Source organism: Phenylobacterium sp. (assembly GCF_041913825.1).
Taxonomy (GTDB): Bacteria; Pseudomonadota; Alphaproteobacteria; order Caulobacterales; family Caulobacteraceae; genus Phenylobacterium.
In genome coordinates, this window is record NZ_JAYSEO010000023.1 from 36,815 (window position 1) to 54,054 (window position 17,240).

General features: G+C 71.4%; 17 protein-coding genes. 9 read left to right on the forward strand and 8 right to left on the reverse strand.

The annotated features are described in order from the left end of the window. Nucleotides 1-6 precede the first annotated feature (6 nt). Both ACE3Q8_RS17935 and ACE3Q8_RS17940 read right to left on the reverse strand, forming a co-directional pair. On the reverse strand, nt 7-255 hold the full coding sequence (locus tag ACE3Q8_RS17935; RefSeq protein WP_374471663.1) for a hypothetical protein: 249 nt from the start codon (nt 253-255) through the stop codon (nt 7-9). A 68-nt stretch (nt 256-323) separates the two neighbouring features. Then, a complete protein-coding gene (locus tag ACE3Q8_RS17940; protein WP_374471664.1) occupies nt 324-545 on the reverse strand; it encodes a hypothetical protein in 222 nt (73 codons plus the stop codon). Between the two features lie 168 nt (nt 546-713). Here ACE3Q8_RS17940 and ACE3Q8_RS17945 point away from each other — a divergent pair, with 168 nt between their 5' ends. Next, entirely contained in the window at nt 714-1,370 is a 657-nt protein-coding gene (locus ACE3Q8_RS17945; protein ID WP_374471665.1) for a fasciclin domain-containing protein, read from the forward strand. A 4-nt stretch (nt 1,371-1,374) separates the two neighbouring features. Here the strand turns inward: ACE3Q8_RS17945 and ACE3Q8_RS17950 are convergent, their stop codons facing one another. The 4 genes from ACE3Q8_RS17950 to ACE3Q8_RS17965 form a co-directional block, all read right to left on the reverse strand. Further along, the gene (locus ACE3Q8_RS17950) at nt 1,375-2,661 is read right to left on the reverse strand and encodes a cation:proton antiporter (protein ID WP_374471666.1); all 1,287 of its coding nucleotides are present in this window, start codon (nt 2,659-2,661) and stop codon (nt 1,375-1,377) included. A 158-nt stretch (nt 2,662-2,819) separates the two neighbouring features. Then, nucleotides 2,820-3,974: a glutathione S-transferase C-terminal domain-containing protein gene (locus ACE3Q8_RS17955; protein WP_374471667.1), complete on the reverse strand. Its 1,155-nt coding sequence runs from the start codon at nt 3,972-3,974 to the stop codon at nt 2,820-2,822. Nucleotides 3,975-4,069: 95 nt separating this feature from the next. Beyond that, nucleotides 4,070-4,492, reverse strand: coding sequence for a PRC-barrel domain-containing protein (locus tag ACE3Q8_RS17960; RefSeq protein WP_374471668.1), 423 nt, complete (start codon nt 4,490-4,492; stop codon nt 4,070-4,072). A 366-nt stretch (nt 4,493-4,858) separates the two neighbouring features. Further along, a complete protein-coding gene (locus tag ACE3Q8_RS17965; RefSeq protein WP_374471669.1) occupies nt 4,859-6,433 on the reverse strand; it encodes a transglycosylase SLT domain-containing protein in 1,575 nt (524 codons plus the stop codon). Nucleotides 6,434-7,038: 605 nt separating this feature from the next. On the opposite strand from ACE3Q8_RS17965, the gene ACE3Q8_RS17970 reads away from it, so the two are divergent. Continuing rightward, a complete protein-coding gene (locus ACE3Q8_RS17970) occupies nt 7,039-8,331 on the forward strand; it encodes a hemolysin family protein (RefSeq protein ID WP_374471670.1) in 1,293 nt (430 codons plus the stop codon). Between the two features lie 5 nt (nt 8,332-8,336). Beyond that, nucleotides 8,337-9,212, forward strand: a complete 876-nt coding sequence (locus ACE3Q8_RS17975) for a hypothetical protein (protein WP_374471671.1) — start codon at nt 8,337-8,339, stop codon at nt 9,210-9,212. A gap of 152 nt (nt 9,213-9,364) precedes the next feature. Here the strand turns inward: ACE3Q8_RS17975 and ACE3Q8_RS17980 are convergent, their stop codons facing one another. Beyond that, complete coding sequence (locus ACE3Q8_RS17980; RefSeq protein WP_374471672.1) at nt 9,365-11,263, reverse strand: BCCT family transporter; 1,899 nt, start codon at nt 11,261-11,263, stop codon at nt 9,365-9,367. Between the two features lie 829 nt (nt 11,264-12,092). Further along, nucleotides 12,093-12,677, reverse strand: a complete 585-nt coding sequence (locus ACE3Q8_RS17985; RefSeq protein ID WP_374471673.1) for an FMN-dependent NADH-azoreductase — start codon at nt 12,675-12,677, stop codon at nt 12,093-12,095. Between the two features lie 108 nt (nt 12,678-12,785). Between ACE3Q8_RS17985 and ACE3Q8_RS17990 the strand changes: the two genes are divergently transcribed. From ACE3Q8_RS17990 to ACE3Q8_RS18015, 6 genes are all read left to right on the forward strand, one after another. Beyond that, complete coding sequence (locus tag ACE3Q8_RS17990; RefSeq protein WP_374471674.1) at nt 12,786-13,715, forward strand: LysR family transcriptional regulator; 930 nt, start codon at nt 12,786-12,788, stop codon at nt 13,713-13,715. 140 nt (nt 13,716-13,855) lie between these two features. Next, nucleotides 13,856-14,383, forward strand: a complete 528-nt coding sequence (locus ACE3Q8_RS17995) for a nuclear transport factor 2 family protein (protein WP_374471675.1) — start codon at nt 13,856-13,858, stop codon at nt 14,381-14,383. Nucleotides 14,384-14,555: 172 nt separating this feature from the next. Next, on the forward strand, nt 14,556-14,960 hold the full coding sequence (locus ACE3Q8_RS18000; RefSeq protein ID WP_374471676.1) for a heme-binding protein: 405 nt from the start codon (nt 14,556-14,558) through the stop codon (nt 14,958-14,960). A 34-nt stretch (nt 14,961-14,994) separates the two neighbouring features. Beyond that, the gene (locus tag ACE3Q8_RS18005; protein WP_374471677.1) at nt 14,995-15,810 is read left to right on the forward strand and encodes an SDR family oxidoreductase; all 816 of its coding nucleotides are present in this window, start codon (nt 14,995-14,997) and stop codon (nt 15,808-15,810) included. A 106-nt stretch (nt 15,811-15,916) separates the two neighbouring features. Beyond that, nucleotides 15,917-16,399 carry a DUF2721 domain-containing protein gene (locus ACE3Q8_RS18010; protein WP_374471678.1) on the forward strand — a complete coding sequence of 161 codons (483 nt, stop codon included), beginning with the start codon at nt 15,917-15,919 and terminating at the stop codon, nt 16,397-16,399. Between the two features lie 19 nt (nt 16,400-16,418). Then, nucleotides 16,419-17,237 carry a potassium channel family protein gene (locus ACE3Q8_RS18015; RefSeq protein ID WP_374471679.1) on the forward strand — a complete coding sequence of 273 codons (819 nt, stop codon included), beginning with the start codon at nt 16,419-16,421 and terminating at the stop codon, nt 17,235-17,237. Nucleotides 17,238-17,240: the final 3 nt, after the last annotated feature.

Genomic DNA, 17,240 nt, shown 5'->3' on the forward strand with positions numbered 1-17,240 from the left:
GCTCACTCAGCGCGCAGGACCGGGGGCGAGACGCCCGCGGACCCTGCTGTCCCACACGGCCCGCTCTTCGCCGGACAGCGCGCCCTCGCCCTCACGGACCACCTTCTGGGCGATCATGTAGTCCGGCGATCCCTCGCTGAGCTCGCCAGCGTCCACCAGGGTCTGCAGCGCCTCAGAGAGGGTGAGGTTCGCGACCGGCGGCCCGTCCGTCCCGCCGCGCCCACTCGCGATCGCCGGCCTGCCGTCTTCCGCCATATTCACCTCCCTTGGCTGGACCTGCAGCGGCTCAACGGCTCGCGCGCCTCCGGGTTCGGGAATGCGCTTCACGCCGGGCCGCCTGCGGGAAGCCCGCCGTCCGCCGGGCCGCTGATGAACAGGTGCGGCGGCGCGCCACCGCCCCGGAGTTCGTCGTCAGCGATCCGGAGCCGCGCCCCGGCCGCCGCACCGGCGAGCGCCGAGGCGGCGGCGCCGGCCAGGAGCACCAGGCAAGCCAGGGCCCAGGCGCCTCGAATTCCGCCGTCGCCGGCCGTCTTTCGCATTCGCATGGCCCCGCCCCTACCCGATTTGCGCCCGCGGATGCGCCGCTTCCCGCTCATCTCACGACAATGTCATATGGATCGTCTTACGATCTATTTTGTGCGCAGCTAGACCACAGGAGCCACCCTCGCGCCCGGCGCGAGGGTGGCGCCCTGGAAACACGCTTCGGAGCGCTCATGAGACCCACGACCATCGCCCTCAGCCTGGGCGCCGCCCTGGCGGCCGTCGCCGTCGCCGACCAAACACCAGCCGCCGGCCTGGCGGCGGCGCAGCCGGAGGCGGCCAACTCCGCCGTGACGCCCGCTGCGACACCGGCGACGGCGACGCCCCCGCCCACGGCCACGGCCACGGCCACGGCCACGCCGAGTCTCGAGGAACGTCCCGTCGTGGCCAAGGGCGACCTCGTTCAGACGCTTCGGGCGGATGGACGTTTCACCACCCTGGTGAAAGGCCTGGAGGCGACGAACCTCGTCAGCCTGCTCAAGACGACACCGAATCTCACCCTGTTCGCGCCTACCGACGCCGCGTTCGCCGCCCTGCCGGCGAACGAGCTGGACCGGCTGATGGCCGACAAGGCGGCGCTCCAGTCCCTGCTTTTGCACCACCTGATCAACGCCAGGATCGACGCCGCGAAGATCAAGGGCGCCAAGGGTCCGGTCCCCGCCGTGTCCGGACAGGCGATCCTCCTGGATGGGACCAGCGACACGCTCGCCGTCGGCGAGGCGACCATCCGTCAGGCCGACGTGGCGGCCTCGAACGGCGTGCTGCACGTGGTGGACCAGGTCCTTCGGCCCGGCGCCGCTCCGGCCGCCGCCGCGCCGACGGCTTCCTGAGGCGTCAGCCCGCGGCGTCCGCGCTCCGCCTGGCTCCACTGTTCCAGCGCCGGAGCGCGGGACCGATGGTCCCGCCCTGCCCGACCACCGAGAACAGCACCACCACATAGGTGACGGCGAGCAGGACGTCCTTGGCGGATCCCTGGGGCAGGGACAGGGCGAGCGCGATGGAGATGCCGCCACGCAGGCCGCCCCAGGTCATCACCCGGAAGGTCAGCCGGAAAGGCAGGGTCCTGCGCCAGAACAGCAGGGGCACGCCGACCGACAGCGCCCTGGCGCCGAGGACCAGGGGGATGGTGAGCAGGCCAAGCCCGAGCAGACCGATCCGCTCGGCGATGACCACCCCTTCCAGACCGATGAGCAGGAACAGCACGGCGTTCAGCACGTCGTCCACCAGCGACCAGAACTTCAGCAGATGGTCCCGTGTGATCTCGCTCATGGCGTAGGTGACCCCCTGGTTCCCGATCAGAAGGCCGGCCACCGCCATGGCCACTGGCCCGCTGATCCCCAGACCCGCGGCCAGCGAATAGCCCCCCATCACCGCGGCCAGGGTGATCAGCAGCTCGGTGGAATAGTCATTGATCGCCTTCATCGCCCGGAAGGCGATGAAGCCGACGGCCAGGCCGAGCACCGCGCCGCCCACCGCCTCCACGAGGAAAAGCTCCGCCGCGTGGATCACCGAGAAGCCGCCGTCGACCCCGAGCGCCGCCGCCAGCAGGATCGAGAAGATCACCACCCCAACTCCGTCGTTGAACAGGCTCTCGCCGGCGATGGTCGCCTCGAGCCGCGGCGGGACCGTGGCGGTGCGCATCACCCCCATCACGGCCACCGGGTCGGTGGGGCTGATCAGCGCTCCGAACACGAGGCACCAGGCCAGCGGGACTGCAAGGCCGAGCAGATGTGTCAGGCCGAACAGTCCGCCGCCGACGATGGCGGTGGAGGCCACCACACCCACCGTGCTCAGGAAGGCGATCTGCCAGCGCCCCTGGCGCAACTGCTGCAGGTCGACATGCAGCGCGCCGGCGAACAGAAGGAACGACAGCATTCCTTCCATCAGCGTGCGATGGAAGTCGATGCCGGCGAGGAACTCGCGGAAGGTTTCGGCGAGGCGGCTGGCCGGCAGCAGCCGGTCAGTGACCACCACCGCCACCGAAGCGAGCGCGCCCATCACCGTAAGCCCGACGGTCGGCGGCAGCCGCAGGAAGCGGTGGTTGGCCCAGCCGAGCGCCGCCGACACGACGATGAGCACCGCGGCGGCGTCGAAGGGCGAAAGACCGATGTCGTTCAGCATGGCCTCCCTCCCCTAGCGGGCGACGAGCACCGCGACGTCCGGGGCCCTCAGCTAGCGCGCATGCGCTCCCGCCGTTCCGCATGCATTGGCCCGCGCCAGCCACGCTCGTGAACCGTGCCGGCGCCCCCGATCGCGCCGGCGCGGTCAGTCTTCGGCGGCTAGGCCGCCTCGCCCCAGACCTCGAGATGCCCCCGTCGCTCGATGCGCCGTGTCGTCCGCAGAGTCAGCAGCTCCGAGAGCCCGGTCTCTGCCAGCAGGACCGTTATCGCGTCGCGCGCGTGGGGCTGCGCCGCGTCGAATGCGTCCTGCACCTTCTGGAGGAGGTAGAGTCTGTAGGGGAGCACGTTCACCTGCATCCGCAGTCCGCGCCAGGTGAAGGACGTCTGGCCGATCACCCGGTCCTGCGGCCGCGGCAGACCGGTCGTTCCGGGCGCCATCCCGGGCCGCTCCGCCAGCCACGCGTTGGTGAAGCCGACGAAGGCCCGCACCTCGGGAAGATAGTCCTCGGCCACGAACCGCAGCAGACGCCGGAGCGTCTCGGGGACGCCGTCCTCGGGGAACAGCTCCGCTGGGGGCGCACCGTATTCGCCCGCGTCCTGGTCCGCAGCGTTCATCCGCTCGACCCAGCGCCACACGCGGAAGGCCGTGGCCTTCATGAGCTGCGCCGGATACGGATCCCGTCCAAGATGCGCGTACAGCGGCGCCACCAGCCCATAGTCGCCGATGGTCGGGCGCCCGCCCAATAGGTAGGGCGACCCCGCCAGGTGGTCCTCGAAGAGGGCGAGGAACTCCGCGTAGGCGGCCTCGATGGGCGGGATCGTGTCCGGGGAGACGCCGAATCCCGCCATGGCCCGGCGCATGCGGCCGCTGGCCATCTCGAACGCCGCCGCCTGCTCCGCCGCGCCCGCGCCGGTGGGCGCCAGGGCCGCCGGGAAGTCCCGGCGAAGGAAGGGCCCGTTGATGGCGTCGAAGTTCCACCGGTAGTGCATGGCGGGGCGCAGCAGCCCTTCGCCGCCGAACAGCTCGAAGATCTGGCCCACGAGCCTGTGCAGCGGCGTGGGCGGGCTGGCCGGGAGCGGAACGCCGCCTCGCGCCTCGAACCAGGCGATGATCTCCGAGCCGTCCTGGACCAGCTCGCCGTCGGGCGTCTCCAGCACCGGGATGATCCAGCGCTGGATGCGCGGCACGATCTCGGCACGGAACCGCGCCTCGCCGGCCGCGCGGTTCTCGAACGGAATCCGCTGCTTGACGAGATAGGACCGAGCCTTGCCGGTGTAGAGCGAGCCTGGGGTTCCATACAGGCGGTAGGTCATCGGCGGCGGCGGCTCCGTTGCGTGGCCCACGGCCATGGCCGAGCCTAGCGGCGCGGCTCCGGCCGGGCAACGCACGCCTCCGAGGCCCGCGGTGGTCAGGGCATCCAGTACGGCCGCGCGCCGTAGGGACCGTAGAAGTTGTAGATTCCCTCGCGCTCGATGGCGTCGTCCCATCCGCTCAGCGCGTCGCGGTCGATGCCCGGAGCCGCCTTGAGCTGCTCCTTCTCGCAGGGGATCACATAGCCCCGCAGCCCCAGGTCGTAGCGCAGCATGCGCCAAGGGACAGGATGATGCTCGGAGCCCAGGCCGAGGAAGCCGCCGAAGCTGACGATGGCGTAGGCGACCTCGCCGGACACCTTCTCCAGCGCCACGTCCTCGATCTTGCCCAGCTTCTCTCCCGAAGGACTGTAGACCTCCGTACCGTTGACCCGGCCCGCCGGGATCAGCGGGTGGTCAGGTCCTTCCGGCCGCACGTCCTGCGCTTCACGGACAGGGTTCTCGCGCTCTTCCATCATCATCTGCCGTCTCCTTCGAATGTGGGGCCCAGCGCCCCATCGCCGCCGCGCTCCGGGTCGCGGCGGGAGCTCGGCCTGGCTTTGGCGCCAGGCGGCGGGACCGCCGCACGCCGCGCGGCCATGCGCCAGGAACAGCCCCGCACCGCCGAGGTTCTGTGCTGCTCGATCACGCCTCCGGCAGAGCCGCTCAGCGGGCCCGGTTCCGACGCCATCCGATTGGCTTGCCGCGAGGCGCCGCCCAGTGGTGGACAAGCTCTCGCGGTCAGGCCGCGCCGCTGCGCGGCGGCGAGCGCCGCCGCCAGCCCGGCCGCCGTGGCCGCGCGTGGCCACAGGTCGGTGGTCGAGCCCCCCCAGGCGGGGCGTTGGGGCTTAGTCCGTCTCCTGGCGTTCTCCCCCGGGCGCGCGGAGGGCCTGCTCCGCGCGCAGCTCGGCGCGCCCGCCGGCGAGCCGCGCGCGGTAGACCTGATAGTTGGCCAGGACGTTCATCACGTAGTCCCGCGTCTCGCCGAAAGGGATGCATTCGATAAAGTCGACCGGATCGATCCCGGGTGCGCGCGGGTCGCCGCAGTAGCTCACCCAGTTCCCCGGCCGGCCGGGCCCGGCGTTGTAGCCCGCGACCGCCAGGACATAGCTGCCCCCGAACCGGGCCGACAGATCGCCCAGGTACCGCGACCCGAGCCGCATGTTGGCTGTCGCGTCCCAGAGCAGCGCATCGCTCCAGGCCATGCCGAGCCGCCCGGCCACCTGCCGCCCGGTGCCGGGGAGCAGCTGCATCATGCCCCGCGCATCAGCGCCGGACCTCACCCGCGGATCGAACTGGCTTTCCTGGCGGGTGACCGCCAGAACCAGGGCCGGGTCCGCACCGCCAGCCACCGACGGCAGGCTCACGATCGGATAGCCGCGCTCGAACAGCACGTGGCCATGTCGGGCGCCCCGACGATAGGCCAGCAGCGCCGTCTCCTGCTCCCCCAGCCGCCGGAGTTCATCGACCAGCAGGGCGAGCTCGGCGGCGCTGGCGGCGCGGTCGCCGAGCTGGAGTGCGAACTGCTTCAGAAGGCCACGCTCTCCCGCCGCCGAGAGTCTATGCAGGGCGCGGGTGAGCTCGGAAGAGCGGAAGGCGGCGCGCGCCGCCCCGTCCGGCTTCGGGTCGGCCGGAAGGACAAGCGCCTCGACCCCGGCCTTCTCGGCCGCCAGCTGGCCGTAGAAGGTGGTCTTGTACGCGGCGCCTCGGGCGTAGAACTGCAAGGCGCCGATCGGATCCCCGGCGGCTTCGGCGGCCCGGCCGCGCCAGTAGGCGGCGCGCGCCTTGCTGACCGGACTTCGGACCGCGGCGTCCAGGCGGGCGAAGTGGCGCTCGGCGGCCGCAGGGTCTCCGAGCCTGGTCAATGCAAGCCAGCCGGCGAACGACTCGAGTTCGGCGTAGGCGACCGAACCGGGCCGCTGCACGTGGCCGACGACCGCGACGTACGCGGCGCGCGCGTCCCCTCGCTGCAGCGCGGCGCTCATGCGGAGCCGCCGCTGGCGGTAGTCGCCGGCCGGGGCGCGCCGCCCCTCCGCCGGCGTCGCGCCGGCCTCGCCACGTCGCGCGGCGAGCGTCCGGACACGGGCGTCCTCGCCCGGCCAGCCGCGCAGGCGCCGCTCCGCCGCCTCCAGTTCAGCAAGCGAGAGACGCCGCGCCGCGACGGTCGACAGGGCCCAGTCGACCAGGGCGATCTCCACCGGATCGTGCAGACTTGACTGCCGGGCGCGCGCTGCGGCGACGTCGCCGCGATGGGCGGCCCTCAGCGCCGCGCCGAGGACTGCGGGCTGCGAGGTCGGGCTGCGCAAGCCGACCGGGGTCGGCTGGGCGCTCGACGCCACCCCGAACGAGGCCACGCCGTCCTGAGCCGATGCGGTCAGACCAAGGGTCGCCGCGGCGAGCCCCGACACCAGGATACGTTTCAACTTTGCCCCTCAGGAAACAGAACGTTACCACCCTCCAGCGACAACATCCCGTACATCGAATCTGCCGGACATCAGGGAGCGGACGCCGCAGAACCGTCTCACAAGACTGTGAGACCGAACCCACAATCCACCCCGCAGCATGGCTAAGCTTTGACGGACTGCCCAAAAGCGCCTGCAGTATTCATCATCAACCGCAGGCGGCCCATTCGGACTGCGGAAGATCTTCCTGGCTGCATCCGCTCGACTGCGCATAACCTGCTGCGCACGTCGATCGAAACACCGCCGCGCGATGGTCGCCCGCGCTCCGGGGGCGAACGACCCAGTGATCATCGCCAGCCCGCCGAGCACGTTCGCGAAGGGCGGAAGCCAGGGATCTCGGCCGCCCTCACAGCCAGGCTCGGCTCGGCCGAGAGGCGGGCGCGCCCACGAACGCGCCCGGGATGCGGAACCCACAGGCCAGCGCTCGCCGCATGGTGGCGTGGGCGCGCGGCGGCTCTGGGCCCATCCTGCGCCTCACACAGCTGTGCGGTGAACCCCAGCGCCGTCCGCGCCAGAACATCCGCTCACATTCGAAGGTCCGCGAGACCTCGCCAGAAGTCGAAACAATGCTCCTGCTCGCCGCTGCCGTCGTGCTCCTCCTGGTGCTGCTGAACGGCCTTTTCGCCATGTCCGAGCTGGCCGTGGTCTCCTCTCGCAAGTCGAGGCTGCAGTCGCGCGCCCAGCAGGGGGACGGCGGAGCCCGGGCGGCTCTGAAGCTCTCCGAAGACCCCACACGGTTCCTGTCGGCCGTTCAGGTGGGCATCACCCTGATCGGCATCTTCGCCGGCGCCTTTGGCCAGGCGACCATTGCGAGCGAACTGGACCTGCTGCTCGAGGGCGCGCCCGGCCTCGGACCCTACTCGGAGGAGATCGCGACCGTCGTGGTCGTGGTCCTGCTGACCTACCTTTCCCTGATCCTCGGCGAGCTCGTTCCCAAACGACTGGCGCTGATACACCCCGAAGCCATCGCCAGCCTCGTGGCGCGGCCGCTGTCGCTCCTCGCGCGGCTCATGGGGCCGTTCGTCACCCTGCTCACCATTTCGACGGCCGCCGTGCTGACGCTGCTGCGGGTCCGCGACAGCGACGGCACCAAAGTCACTCAGGAAGAAGTCGAGGCCGTACTGGCGGAAGGCGCCGGCGCCGGTCTTATCGAGCCCCAGGAAGAGGCCATGATGCATGAGATCATGCGGCTGGGCGACCGCGCCGTCCGTGTGGCCATGACACCGCGCACCGAGGTCTACTGGGTCTCTCTGGACCATCCCGAGGAGCGCTGGCGCGAAGAGATCCGCACCTGCCCCTATTCCCGCTTCATTCTCGCACGCGGCGAGAACCTCGACGGCCCGCTGGGCGTCGTGCACAAGCGCGACATCGCCGACGCCCTGCTCTGCAGCAGGCCGCTGGATCTCTCCGGCCTCGCGCGGGCCCCGTTATACATCCCGGAGACCGCGTCGCTGCTGCAGGCGCTGGAGCAGTTCCGGACATCCGAGGTCCACCTGGCGCTCGTGGTCGACGAGTTCGGCGTGCTCCAGGGTGTCATGTCTCCCACCGACCTCCTGGAGATGATCGCTGGGGACCTGCCGGAGGCGCACGACGGTCCCGCGGCCATGGTGCGGCCACACGAGGACGGCTCCTTCCTCGTCGATGGCCGGGTGGATCTGGTGGAACTGGGAGAGGCTCTCGGGGTCGACGACTTGAAAGCTGGCGGCTTCCACACGGCGGCCGGACTGGTCCTCGCCGCCGCTGGGCGCATTCCGGAGAAGGGCGAAGTCCTGCATGTGGGCGACTTCGACGTCGACGCGATCGATGTGGATGAGCGGCGGATCAACAAGCTGCTGTTCCGCCGCCGCTCCCGGAACTGACACCGATGCCGCGCCCCACACGCCTCGCGGGTGCGGCGCTCCGCGGCCTCGCGGCCGTGGGCGGGCTGGTGGTGCTGGCGAACGCCACCCTCATGCTGGCCCTCTTCGGGCCAGGCGAGGGCGCGGCTCGGCTGGCGAGCGACTGGAGACGCATCGCAGTGGCGCATCAACTCTCCGAAAACCGCGTCACCATCCAGGCGGCTTTCGCGACGACCTACGGCGAGGACCTCAGGCCGGAGGCCGGCGCCGACGCGATCCGTAGCCACCTGGCCGCTGATCTTGAGGCGGGGGAGCCGGCCCTGCTCGACGTCATTCTCGTGCGACACATCCTGGCGCGTTTCGGCGCGATCGATGGCCGCACGGTTCCGCCCGGGGTCTATCTCGCGGCCGGCCCCATCGGTCCCGACCGCTGGCCCGGCCCTCTGCTCACGCACTATCTGATCTTCCCGCGCCACGGCTACCTTCTGGTGGTGCCCCACCGGCAGGGGGACCGATGGCCCGAGGCCTACGAGGCCACAGCCAGCCTGCGGGGAGCGTTTCACCGGAGCGGTGACGAGAACACCCTCCACGGGGTCGTCGAGACCTACCGCCCGGGCGCCTACGACTTCCCCACGCCGGGCGAGCCGCTGCATGACCTTGTGCTGCTGACTCGTGACCCGGAGGAGACCGCGAAGATCGCGGAGGGCCTCGGCGCCTTCACCCGGCGCCTGGATGAGAGCCATCTGGCCTACAGGCTCCTGCGCCGCAACTCGAACTCCGCCCTCGCCTGCTACCTGGCCGGCGCGGGCCTCACGGAAGACGTCCGGCGGCGCCTGGGATCAAGGTTGCTGCTGCGTCTGCGCCTACCCGGCATCGTCCACACCCAAAGCCTGCCCTGCTGAGCCGGTCCGGTGTGACATCGCCTTGGAGGTTCGGCGACGACCGGACCCGGACCTCCGAGCCCGACGTCTCCGCCCGCGGTCGAAGTGCGAACGGGTGTCGGCTGCGGAAGCCGGCGGCAAGCCGACAAGACCTTAGCCTCTCGGCCTCACCGTCATCGGCGCCGCCATTGTTCGAGCTGGTCCAGCACGTCGGCGATCAATTGGTTGCGCGTGAATCCGGTGACATCACGGCCGCGATCGCGGCCGACGCCTGGCACGCGCGCAACGAGACGCCATTCCTGACCGCGCCGCCCCTCAGGCGCTTCCAGCGGAGTATAGGCTGGGCGCGGTCGAGCCACCGCCGCCAGGCTGTACTCGAACGTCGCACCGTCGGCGAACCAGACGCTGAGTTGCGCACCGGACAGGGCGAGGCTGGTTTCGGCGCGCAGGCCCTGGTCGCCAGCAAGAGCCTCGCGGACCCTTTCGAGGGCCTGGACGCCATCTGTTTGGATCTGCTGCTCGATATCCGAGCGGCGCGGCGGCGCCAGAATTCGCTTGAGACGCTCGGCGAGAGGCGCACTCTGCGTCTCCACCGGCACGCCGGCCAGATCAGCATTCATCTGTCGGATGAGGCCGACCAACAGCAAGATCATGATCACGGCGAACGGCAGCGCTGCGACGAGCGTGGCGGCCTGAAGCGCTCCCAGCCCGCCGGCGAGAAGCAGCACTGCCGCGGCTGCGCCTTCCAGGCCGCACCAGTAGACCCGCTGCCAGCGCGGCGTCTCTTCCGCGCCGCCCGAGGCGATCGTATCGATCACCAGGGACCCGGAATCTGCGGACGTGACGAAGAACACCGCGACCAGAACGACGGCCAGGGCCGAGGTGACGGCCGAGCCGGGCAGATGTTCGAAGAAGTGGAACAGGGAGGTGGAGAGATCCCCCTCGACGGCCCGCGAAATCGCGCCGGCCGCGCCTCCCATGTCCAGCACGATGGCTGTGTTTCCGAAGACCGTCATCCAGAGGAAGGTGAAGCCGGTCGGCACGAGCAATACGCCAATGACGAATTCCCGCACCGTGCGGCCGCGCGAGATGCGGGCGATGAACATGCCAACGAAGGGGGACCAGGCGATCCACCAGGCCCAGTAGAAGAGCGTCCAATTCGCCATCCAGCCGCGCGGCTCGTAGGCATAAAGATTGAAGGTCCGGATGAAGAAGTGATCGAGGTAGAGCCCGAAGTTCTGGACGAGGGCCTTCACCAGGAAGCCGGTCGGGCCCACCGCCAGCACGAACAGCATCAAGCAGATCGCGATCGCCAGGTTCAGCTCCGAAAGCCTCCGCACCCCTCGATCGAGCCCGGTCAGGACCGATACTGTGGCGGCGCCCATCACCAACACAACCAGGCCCAGTCCGAACGGGAGATTGGAGGGCGCGCCCGTCAGGTAGGATATGCCGCTGCTGATCTGGCCGACGCCCAGCCCGAGGGACGTGGCGATCCCAAACAGCGTGCCCCAGATGGCGAAGATATCGACCGCGTCGCCGATAGGGCCGTGGATCCTCTTGCCGAGGAGCGGGTGCAACCCGGACCGGAGCGTCAGCGGCAATCCCTTCCTGTGGGCGAAGAAGGCCAGGCTCAGCCCCACCACCGCGTAGATGGCCCAGGCATGGACGCCCCAGTGCACGAAGGTGATCACCATCGCCTCACGCGCCGCGGCGAAAGTGCCCGCCTCGGCTTCAGGCGGCGCGGCATAGTGCTGGATGGGCTCGGCGACCGCGAAGTACATCAAACCGATGCCCATGCCGGAGGCGAAGAGCATCGCCAGCCAGGAGGCGTAGGGGAAATCCGGCTCGGCGTCGTCAGCCCCCAGTCGGAGACGTCCGGCGGGACCGAGCGCCAGGGCTAGCACCGCCAGGACGAACCCGGCCACCACCACGACATAGAACCATCCGAACGTGTCGATGACCCACGTCTGCGCCGCTTGGAAGGCCGCCTGCGAGGCGTCTGGCGCGGCGACAGCCGCCCCGAGCAACGCCACCACGGCGGCGCTCGAGCCCCAGAAGACCCGGGGGTTCATGACGGATCTGAGCATCCTCACCAAGCGCGTGCTGCCGAGCTAACGTTCCGTCATGCTGCCGACGACGGCGGCTTCGCCGCCGCATCGAAGCCCCATGCAGAGGGCGTTCCGAGGCCTTCTCGTCGAGCCGAAGCAACGGCCGCTTCCGACCCACCGCGAACATTGGCCTGACGACCCTTGAGGGCCTTCGGTCGACTCATCCACGCCAGTCGCTATGGGCGCGGATCGTGGCGATCAGAACTGCGATGCAGAAGCTGAAAAGGAGCCCCGATGAGGAAGGAGGCCAGAGAGCCCCGTCCGATCAGGGCGGGCGCTACCGAGCCGGCGATAGAGTAGCCCTCACCTTCGTCTGGCTTCCGCCAGCGGAACCAAGCTTCAGCCACCGGGCCCTCCGCTCCTCCAAAAGCTATGTTAGGGGGCCTGCGCTGACCACCCATAGCCGACGTTCGTCGCGGCAGCTGAAGGCGCGCCGCGGACCTGCTCCGAATTTCGGCCTCGCGCACTGACGCCAACGTCCGGCTCCACCGTGAGGCGTACCTTCGAATGTCAGCTAGAGGTGGCAAGCTGACCGTCGCTCTGGCGCTGCAAACGCACATTCCGCGCCGCGCTCGATCGGGGATCCGCCACGGGTGGGTGCGTGCCTGTTGCTGCGAGGGAGAGGCCGGCGCCTGGATGCATGAGGCTAGTTGCGCGACTCATGCTCGGGTCGTTCGCCGTCGGTCCGCACGTGCCCCGCGCCGCCAAGTGCGGCCGGCGGAGCGCTCTGAGGGTCGGGAACATCAGCGCCGCAGCGTCAGCGGCCCGACGGCCAGCCGCCCCCCGGCCGCCCCTACGCCACCAGCCGTCCTCGCGAAGCGCGAAGACGGGCGGCCTCGGCCAGCGCCTGGGCGAGCGCGGCTTCGCGCGCCTCGGGCCCGAGCGCCAGGCCCTCGGCGCGGATGACCGTGATGTCCTCGATGCCGATGAAGCTCAGCAGCTGCAGGAGGTGCGGCTCCTGGAAGTCCAGGGCGGCGGCCGGCGAGCCTGGCGCGTAGACGCCGCCGCGCGCGGAGGCGACCACCACCCTCTTGCCGCCCGCCAGGCCCTCGGGGCCGTCCGGGCCGTATCGGAACGTCCGCCCGCTCACCAGGATGTGGTCGAACCAGGCCTTCAGCTGGCTGGCCATGGCGAAATTGTACATGGGCGCGCCGATCACCAAGACGTCCGCCTCGAGGAACTCCCGCAGCACGGGGTTGTCGGCGAGGCCGGCGAGGCCGGCGCCGTCCAGGTGCCCGACGGGCTTGGCCTCGAGGTCGCGGCGGACGATCTCCAGGGAGGGATCGGCGGCGGTCAGGGCCGCCACCGCGGCGGCGGAGATCTGGCGGCTGGCCGAGGCGGGTCCGGTGATGCCGGCGTCGACATGGAGCAGCTTCATGAGGGGCGTGTCCTTCCAGTGGGATGGGGCACGGCCTATTTGCTGCTGCAACGAGCGGGGCAGTAGTCGGCGGCTTCGGGACACTACGTTGCAGAAACAGGACGCTGGATGCCGGACCTGAACGACCTGAGCTTCTTCGCGGCGGTGGTGGCGAACGGCGGCTTCTCGGCCGCGTCGCGCGCCCTGGGCGTCCCCAAGTCGCGGGTCAGCCGGCGGGTCGCGGCGCTGGAGGACCAGCTGGGCGTGCGCCTGGTGGAAAGGTCGACGCGCCGCTTCAAGGTCACCGACGTGGGCCAGGACGTCTATCGCCACGCCCGCGCCGCGCTGCTGGAGGCCGAGGCGATCGACGCGGTGATCTCGCGGATGCGGGCCGAGCCGCAGGGCCTGGTGCGCATCAGCTGCCCGCCCGGGGTGGACCGGCTGGTGTCGGGATGCCTGCCCCACTTCATGGCGGCGCATCCGAAGCTGAAGCTGCAGTTCCTGGTCAGCAACCGCCGGGTCGACCTCATCGAGGAGGGCGTCGACATCGCCGTCAGGGTCCGCCAGCAGCTGGACACCGACGCCGACCTGCAGGTGAAGCTGATCGAGCGCACCAGCCTGGTGCTGGCGGCGAGCCCCGAGCTGCTGGCGGCGCGGGGGACCCCGGCCTCGCCGGCGGACCTCGCCACCTTCCCGACGGTGTCGCTGGGCGAGGCCCCGGGCCCCGACCGGTGGCGGCTGACCAACCGCGACGGCGAGACCGTCGAGGCGGCGCACGAGCCGCGGCTGACCGCCAGCGCTTTCCCGCTGCTCCGCGAAGCCGTTCTGGGCGGGGTCGGCGTCGGCCTGCTGCCGGAATACGCCGCCCGCGAATTCCTGGAGAGCGGCCGGCTGGTCCGGGTCCTGCCTGACTGGGAGGCGCCGCAGGGCATCCTGCACCTGGTGTTCACCTCCCGGCGCGGGCTCCTGCCCGGGGTGCGGGCGACGCTCGACTTCCTGGCCGCGACGCTGCGCTCCGGCTCGCCCGCCTGGCAGGTGGCGGACCTGACGCTGCTCTAAGGGGGAGCGGCGGATCCGGGCGCCGCCCCGGCGCGCCGCGGCCCGCTCGCATCAGCTCACGCCGGCTCACTGGAGCGAACAGCCCGCGGCGGGCGCCGCAGACTAGGCTGCGTGCCATCCCCTCACGCCGGAGCACACCCATGACGTCCGAGCAGCTGATCAGCCTCTTCGGCGCCGCCGTCCTGGCAGGCGCCGCCGTCGCGGCCCCCGAGGCTCAGGCGCAATCCCAAGGAGCCCCCCAGATGACGCCGACCGCCGCCGGGACGCCGGAAGCCCGCAACCGGGCCCTGGTCGAAGCCGCCTTCGCCAGCTGGTCCGCCGGGACCGGCGGACCCTATGACCTGCTGGACGACGCGGTGGTCTGGACGATCGTGGGCCGCTCCGACGCCTCCCGCACCTATCCGAGCCGCGAAGCCTTCATGCGCGACGTCATCCGCCCCTTCAACGCCCGCATGCGCGAGCCGCTGAGGCCGACCATCCGACAGCTCACCACCGACGGAGACCGGGTGATCATCTTCTTCGACGCCCAGGGCGTGGCCCGCGACGGCCAGCCCTATGTCAACACCTACGCCTGGTTCTGGGAGATGCGCGACGGCCGGGTGGCGCGGGCCCACGCCTTCTACGACAGCCTGGCCTTCAACGATCTCTGGCGGCGCGTCTCCCCCTGACATCCGCCTCGCCGCTGGGCCCAGGGCGCGCGCAAGCGCGCCCTTTCTGCGTTGTCCGCCCCTGCAGCCCCCCTGGCGCTCACGCGGCCTCACGGCGGCTGTCATCGGTCCACGCGCGCCCGGCCCGGCGGACCGCGATGATGGCCCTCGGACAGGCACGGAGACCGACCCCATGCAACTCACCTCGGACGGCGCCCACGGGATCATCGCGGCGGCGCAGGACCGCGCCGCCGCGCTCGGGGTGGCGGTGAACGTCGCGGTGCTCGACGCCGGCGGCCACCTCAAGGCCTTCGACCGGATGGACGGCGCGGTGCTGGGGTCCATCGACCTGGCCCTGCGCAAGGCGAAGACCGCGGTCCTGTTCGCCTGCGACAGCGAGGCGGTCTGGGACTACTGCCGGCCTGGCGCGCCCGCCCATGCCCTCGAGCTCAGCAACGGCGGCCTGGCCCCGTTCGGCGGCGGCGTCGCCCTGACAGACGCGGCCGGCGGCCTGATCGGCGCCGTGGGCGTCTCCGGCGGCGCCGTCGACCAGGACCTCGAGATCGCCCGGGCCGCCGCCGCCGCCCTGCCCCGCTGACAACCGCTCACCCCCGCCAGCTGCAAGGACAGCCATGACCCAGAAGACCATCCTCATCACCGGCGCCGGCTCCGGCTTCGGCAAGGCCGCCGCGCTCGGCATGGCCCGCAACGGCCACGACATCATCGCCACCGCGCACGTCTCCTCCCAGGTGACGCCGCTGCGCGAGGAGGTGGCCGCGCTGGGCCTCCAGGACCGCGTCCGGGTGGCCCGGCTCGACCTCACCGACCCCTACGACATCCGCCAGGCGATCGGCTGGGACATCGACGTCCTGTGGAACAACGCCGGCATGGGCGAGGCCGGTCCGGTCTGGGAGATCCCCGTCGACCTCGTGCGCAGGAACTACGAGGTCAACGTCTTCCTGCCGCTGACCCTCACCCAGGGCGTGGTGCAGCGCTGGGTCCGGGAGGGCCGCAGCCAGGGCAAGAAGGTGGTCTTCACCTCCTCCATGGGCGGCCTGTTCACGCCGGCGAACTGGGGGACCTACGTCTCCACCAAACATGCCCTCGAGGCCTTCGCCGAGGCCATGCAGCAGGAGCTCGCCGCCTACGGGATCAAGGTCCAGACGATCAATCCCGGCGCCTACTACACCGGCTACAACGAGACCATGGCCGACAACCCGTTCCGCTGGCTCGACGACGCGAAGAACTTCACCAAGCGGGCCGACCTGCGGAAGGGCTTCGACGACTTCTTCGCCACCCCGGAGGGCCGCATGGACCCGCAGGAGATGATCGAGCGGATGATCGACATCGTCCCGGCCGACACCGGCAAGTTCCGCAACGTCGTGCCGAAGGCGATCGAGGACATGCTGAAGGACCACCAGCTCAAGGCCTGGGACAACCAGATCTGAGCCGCGGTCGGGCAGCCTCCCCAGCCCTGCCCGCAGCCTGGGCCCGACTCCCGACACCCCCCGGAGCCGGGCCCAGGCATCCCCGCCCCGCGCCAGGAGCCCTGCCGTGAGCGACAATCCCTTCCTGCCGCTGACCTACATCGCCGGGCCGGCGATCCTCACCAACGCCTGCGCCACCCTGCTGAACAGCGCCACCCTGCGCTACCACCTGGCCATCCCGCAGTGGCGCGAGTTCAGGGCCTCGCTGGCCGCCGGCGACCGGCTGCTGGCCGACCTCTACGCCGCCCCCGAGCGGGCGCTGCGCCTCGCCGAGCGCCGCCTGCGGCTGCTCCTGCGCGGCCTCGACCTGTTGTACGCGGCGCTGGCGGGCTTCGGCGCCGCCACCCTGCTCGGCCTGGCCGGGGCGGTGGCCGCCGCGCAGGAGCTCCGCCTGGTCCCGGTCTGGCTGGTGCCCGCGGCCGGCGCCGCCGGCCTGCTGGCGTTGCTGTCCGCCATGGCGCTGTTCGCCCTCGAGATCGCCTGTGCGCGCGCGCTGCTGCAGCTGCAGGTGGCGCCCCGGGCCGCCGCGCTCCCGGGCGGACAGCCCTGAGGGCGTCGAGGCCGCTCCGTTGGCCAAGCGCTCTCGCCCCCGACCGCACGGCGGCCGCGGGGGGGGGCGGGGGGCGGGCCGGGGGGGGGGGGCGGGGGGGCCGCCCCCCCCCCGCCCCGGGGCGCTCTCGGCCCGGCACCGCGGCCGCGGCGGGGGGAGCCATACCGCGGTCGCCGTCGCCATCGCCGAGACCGAGCCCGGGCTGACCCGAGGCCGGGAGCCGCTCTTCCGCGCCGCGGAGCTCCTCTTCGCAGGCCTGTTCTTCCTGGAGTTCCTGGCGCGCCTCTGGACCGCGCCGGAGCGCGCCCCGGGCGCGCCGCCGTGGCGCGCCCGCCTCCGCTGGCTCGCCTCGCCCCCGGCCCTGGCGGACCTCCTCGCCCTGCTGCCCGCCCTGCTGATGCTGGCCGGCGCGCCGTCCTTCGTCCTCCGCCTGCTCCGCCTGCTGCGCATCCTGCGACTGGCCAACCTCGGGCCGGCGTCGGTCGCCCTGGAGCTGGTGGTCCGGACGGTGCTGTCGCGCCGGCACGAGCTGTCCGTCACCCTGGCGCTCGGGGCGGTGATCCTGGTGCTGTCCTCCACCCTGCTGCACCTCCTCGAGGGCGCGGCGCAGCCCGAGGCGTTCGGCAGCATCCCGCGGGCGCTCTGGTGGGGCGTCGTCACCCTGACCACCATCGGCTACGGCGACGTCTATCCGGTCACCGCCGGCGGCCGGCTGGTCGCCGGACTCACCGCGGTCAGCAGCATCGGTCTCGTCGCCGCCCCGGCCGGGATCCTGGCCGCCGCCTTCGCCGACGCGCTTCGCGCCCCGACGACACCGCCCGCCGGGCCGCACCCCTGACGG

What these genes read in the sequence shown, in the direction of transcription:
- ACE3Q8_RS17935 (WP_374471663.1), bottom strand. Translation starts at nt 255, where the DNA reads ATGGCGGAAGACGGCAGGCCGGCGATCGCGAGTGGGCGCGGCGGGACG.
- ACE3Q8_RS17940 (WP_374471664.1), bottom strand. Translation starts at nt 545, where the DNA reads ATGCGAATGCGAAAGACGGCCGGCGACGGCGGAATTCGAGGCGCCTGG.
- ACE3Q8_RS17945 (WP_374471665.1), top strand. Translation starts at nt 714, where the DNA reads ATGAGACCCACGACCATCGCCCTCAGCCTGGGCGCCGCCCTGGCGGCC.
- ACE3Q8_RS17950 (WP_374471666.1), bottom strand. Translation starts at nt 2,661, where the DNA reads ATGCTGAACGACATCGGTCTTTCGCCCTTCGACGCCGCCGCGGTGCTC.
- ACE3Q8_RS17955 (WP_374471667.1), bottom strand. Translation starts at nt 3,974, where the DNA reads ATGACCTACCGCCTGTATGGAACCCCAGGCTCGCTCTACACCGGCAAG.
- ACE3Q8_RS17960 (WP_374471668.1), bottom strand. Translation starts at nt 4,492, where the DNA reads ATGATGATGGAAGAGCGCGAGAACCCTGTCCGTGAAGCGCAGGACGTG.
- ACE3Q8_RS17970 (WP_374471670.1), top strand. Translation starts at nt 7,039, where the DNA reads ATGCTCCTGCTCGCCGCTGCCGTCGTGCTCCTCCTGGTGCTGCTGAAC.
- ACE3Q8_RS17975 (WP_374471671.1), top strand. Translation starts at nt 8,337, where the DNA reads ATGCCGCGCCCCACACGCCTCGCGGGTGCGGCGCTCCGCGGCCTCGCG.
- ACE3Q8_RS17980 (WP_374471672.1), bottom strand. Translation starts at nt 11,263, where the DNA reads ATGAACCCCCGGGTCTTCTGGGGCTCGAGCGCCGCCGTGGTGGCGTTG.
- ACE3Q8_RS17985 (WP_374471673.1), bottom strand. Translation starts at nt 12,677, where the DNA reads ATGAAGCTGCTCCATGTCGACGCCGGCATCACCGGACCCGCCTCGGCC.
- ACE3Q8_RS17990 (WP_374471674.1), top strand. Translation starts at nt 12,786, where the DNA reads ATGCCGGACCTGAACGACCTGAGCTTCTTCGCGGCGGTGGTGGCGAAC.
- ACE3Q8_RS17995 (WP_374471675.1), top strand. Translation starts at nt 13,856, where the DNA reads ATGACGTCCGAGCAGCTGATCAGCCTCTTCGGCGCCGCCGTCCTGGCA.
- ACE3Q8_RS18000 (WP_374471676.1), top strand. Translation starts at nt 14,556, where the DNA reads ATGCAACTCACCTCGGACGGCGCCCACGGGATCATCGCGGCGGCGCAG.
- ACE3Q8_RS18005 (WP_374471677.1), top strand. Translation starts at nt 14,995, where the DNA reads ATGACCCAGAAGACCATCCTCATCACCGGCGCCGGCTCCGGCTTCGGC.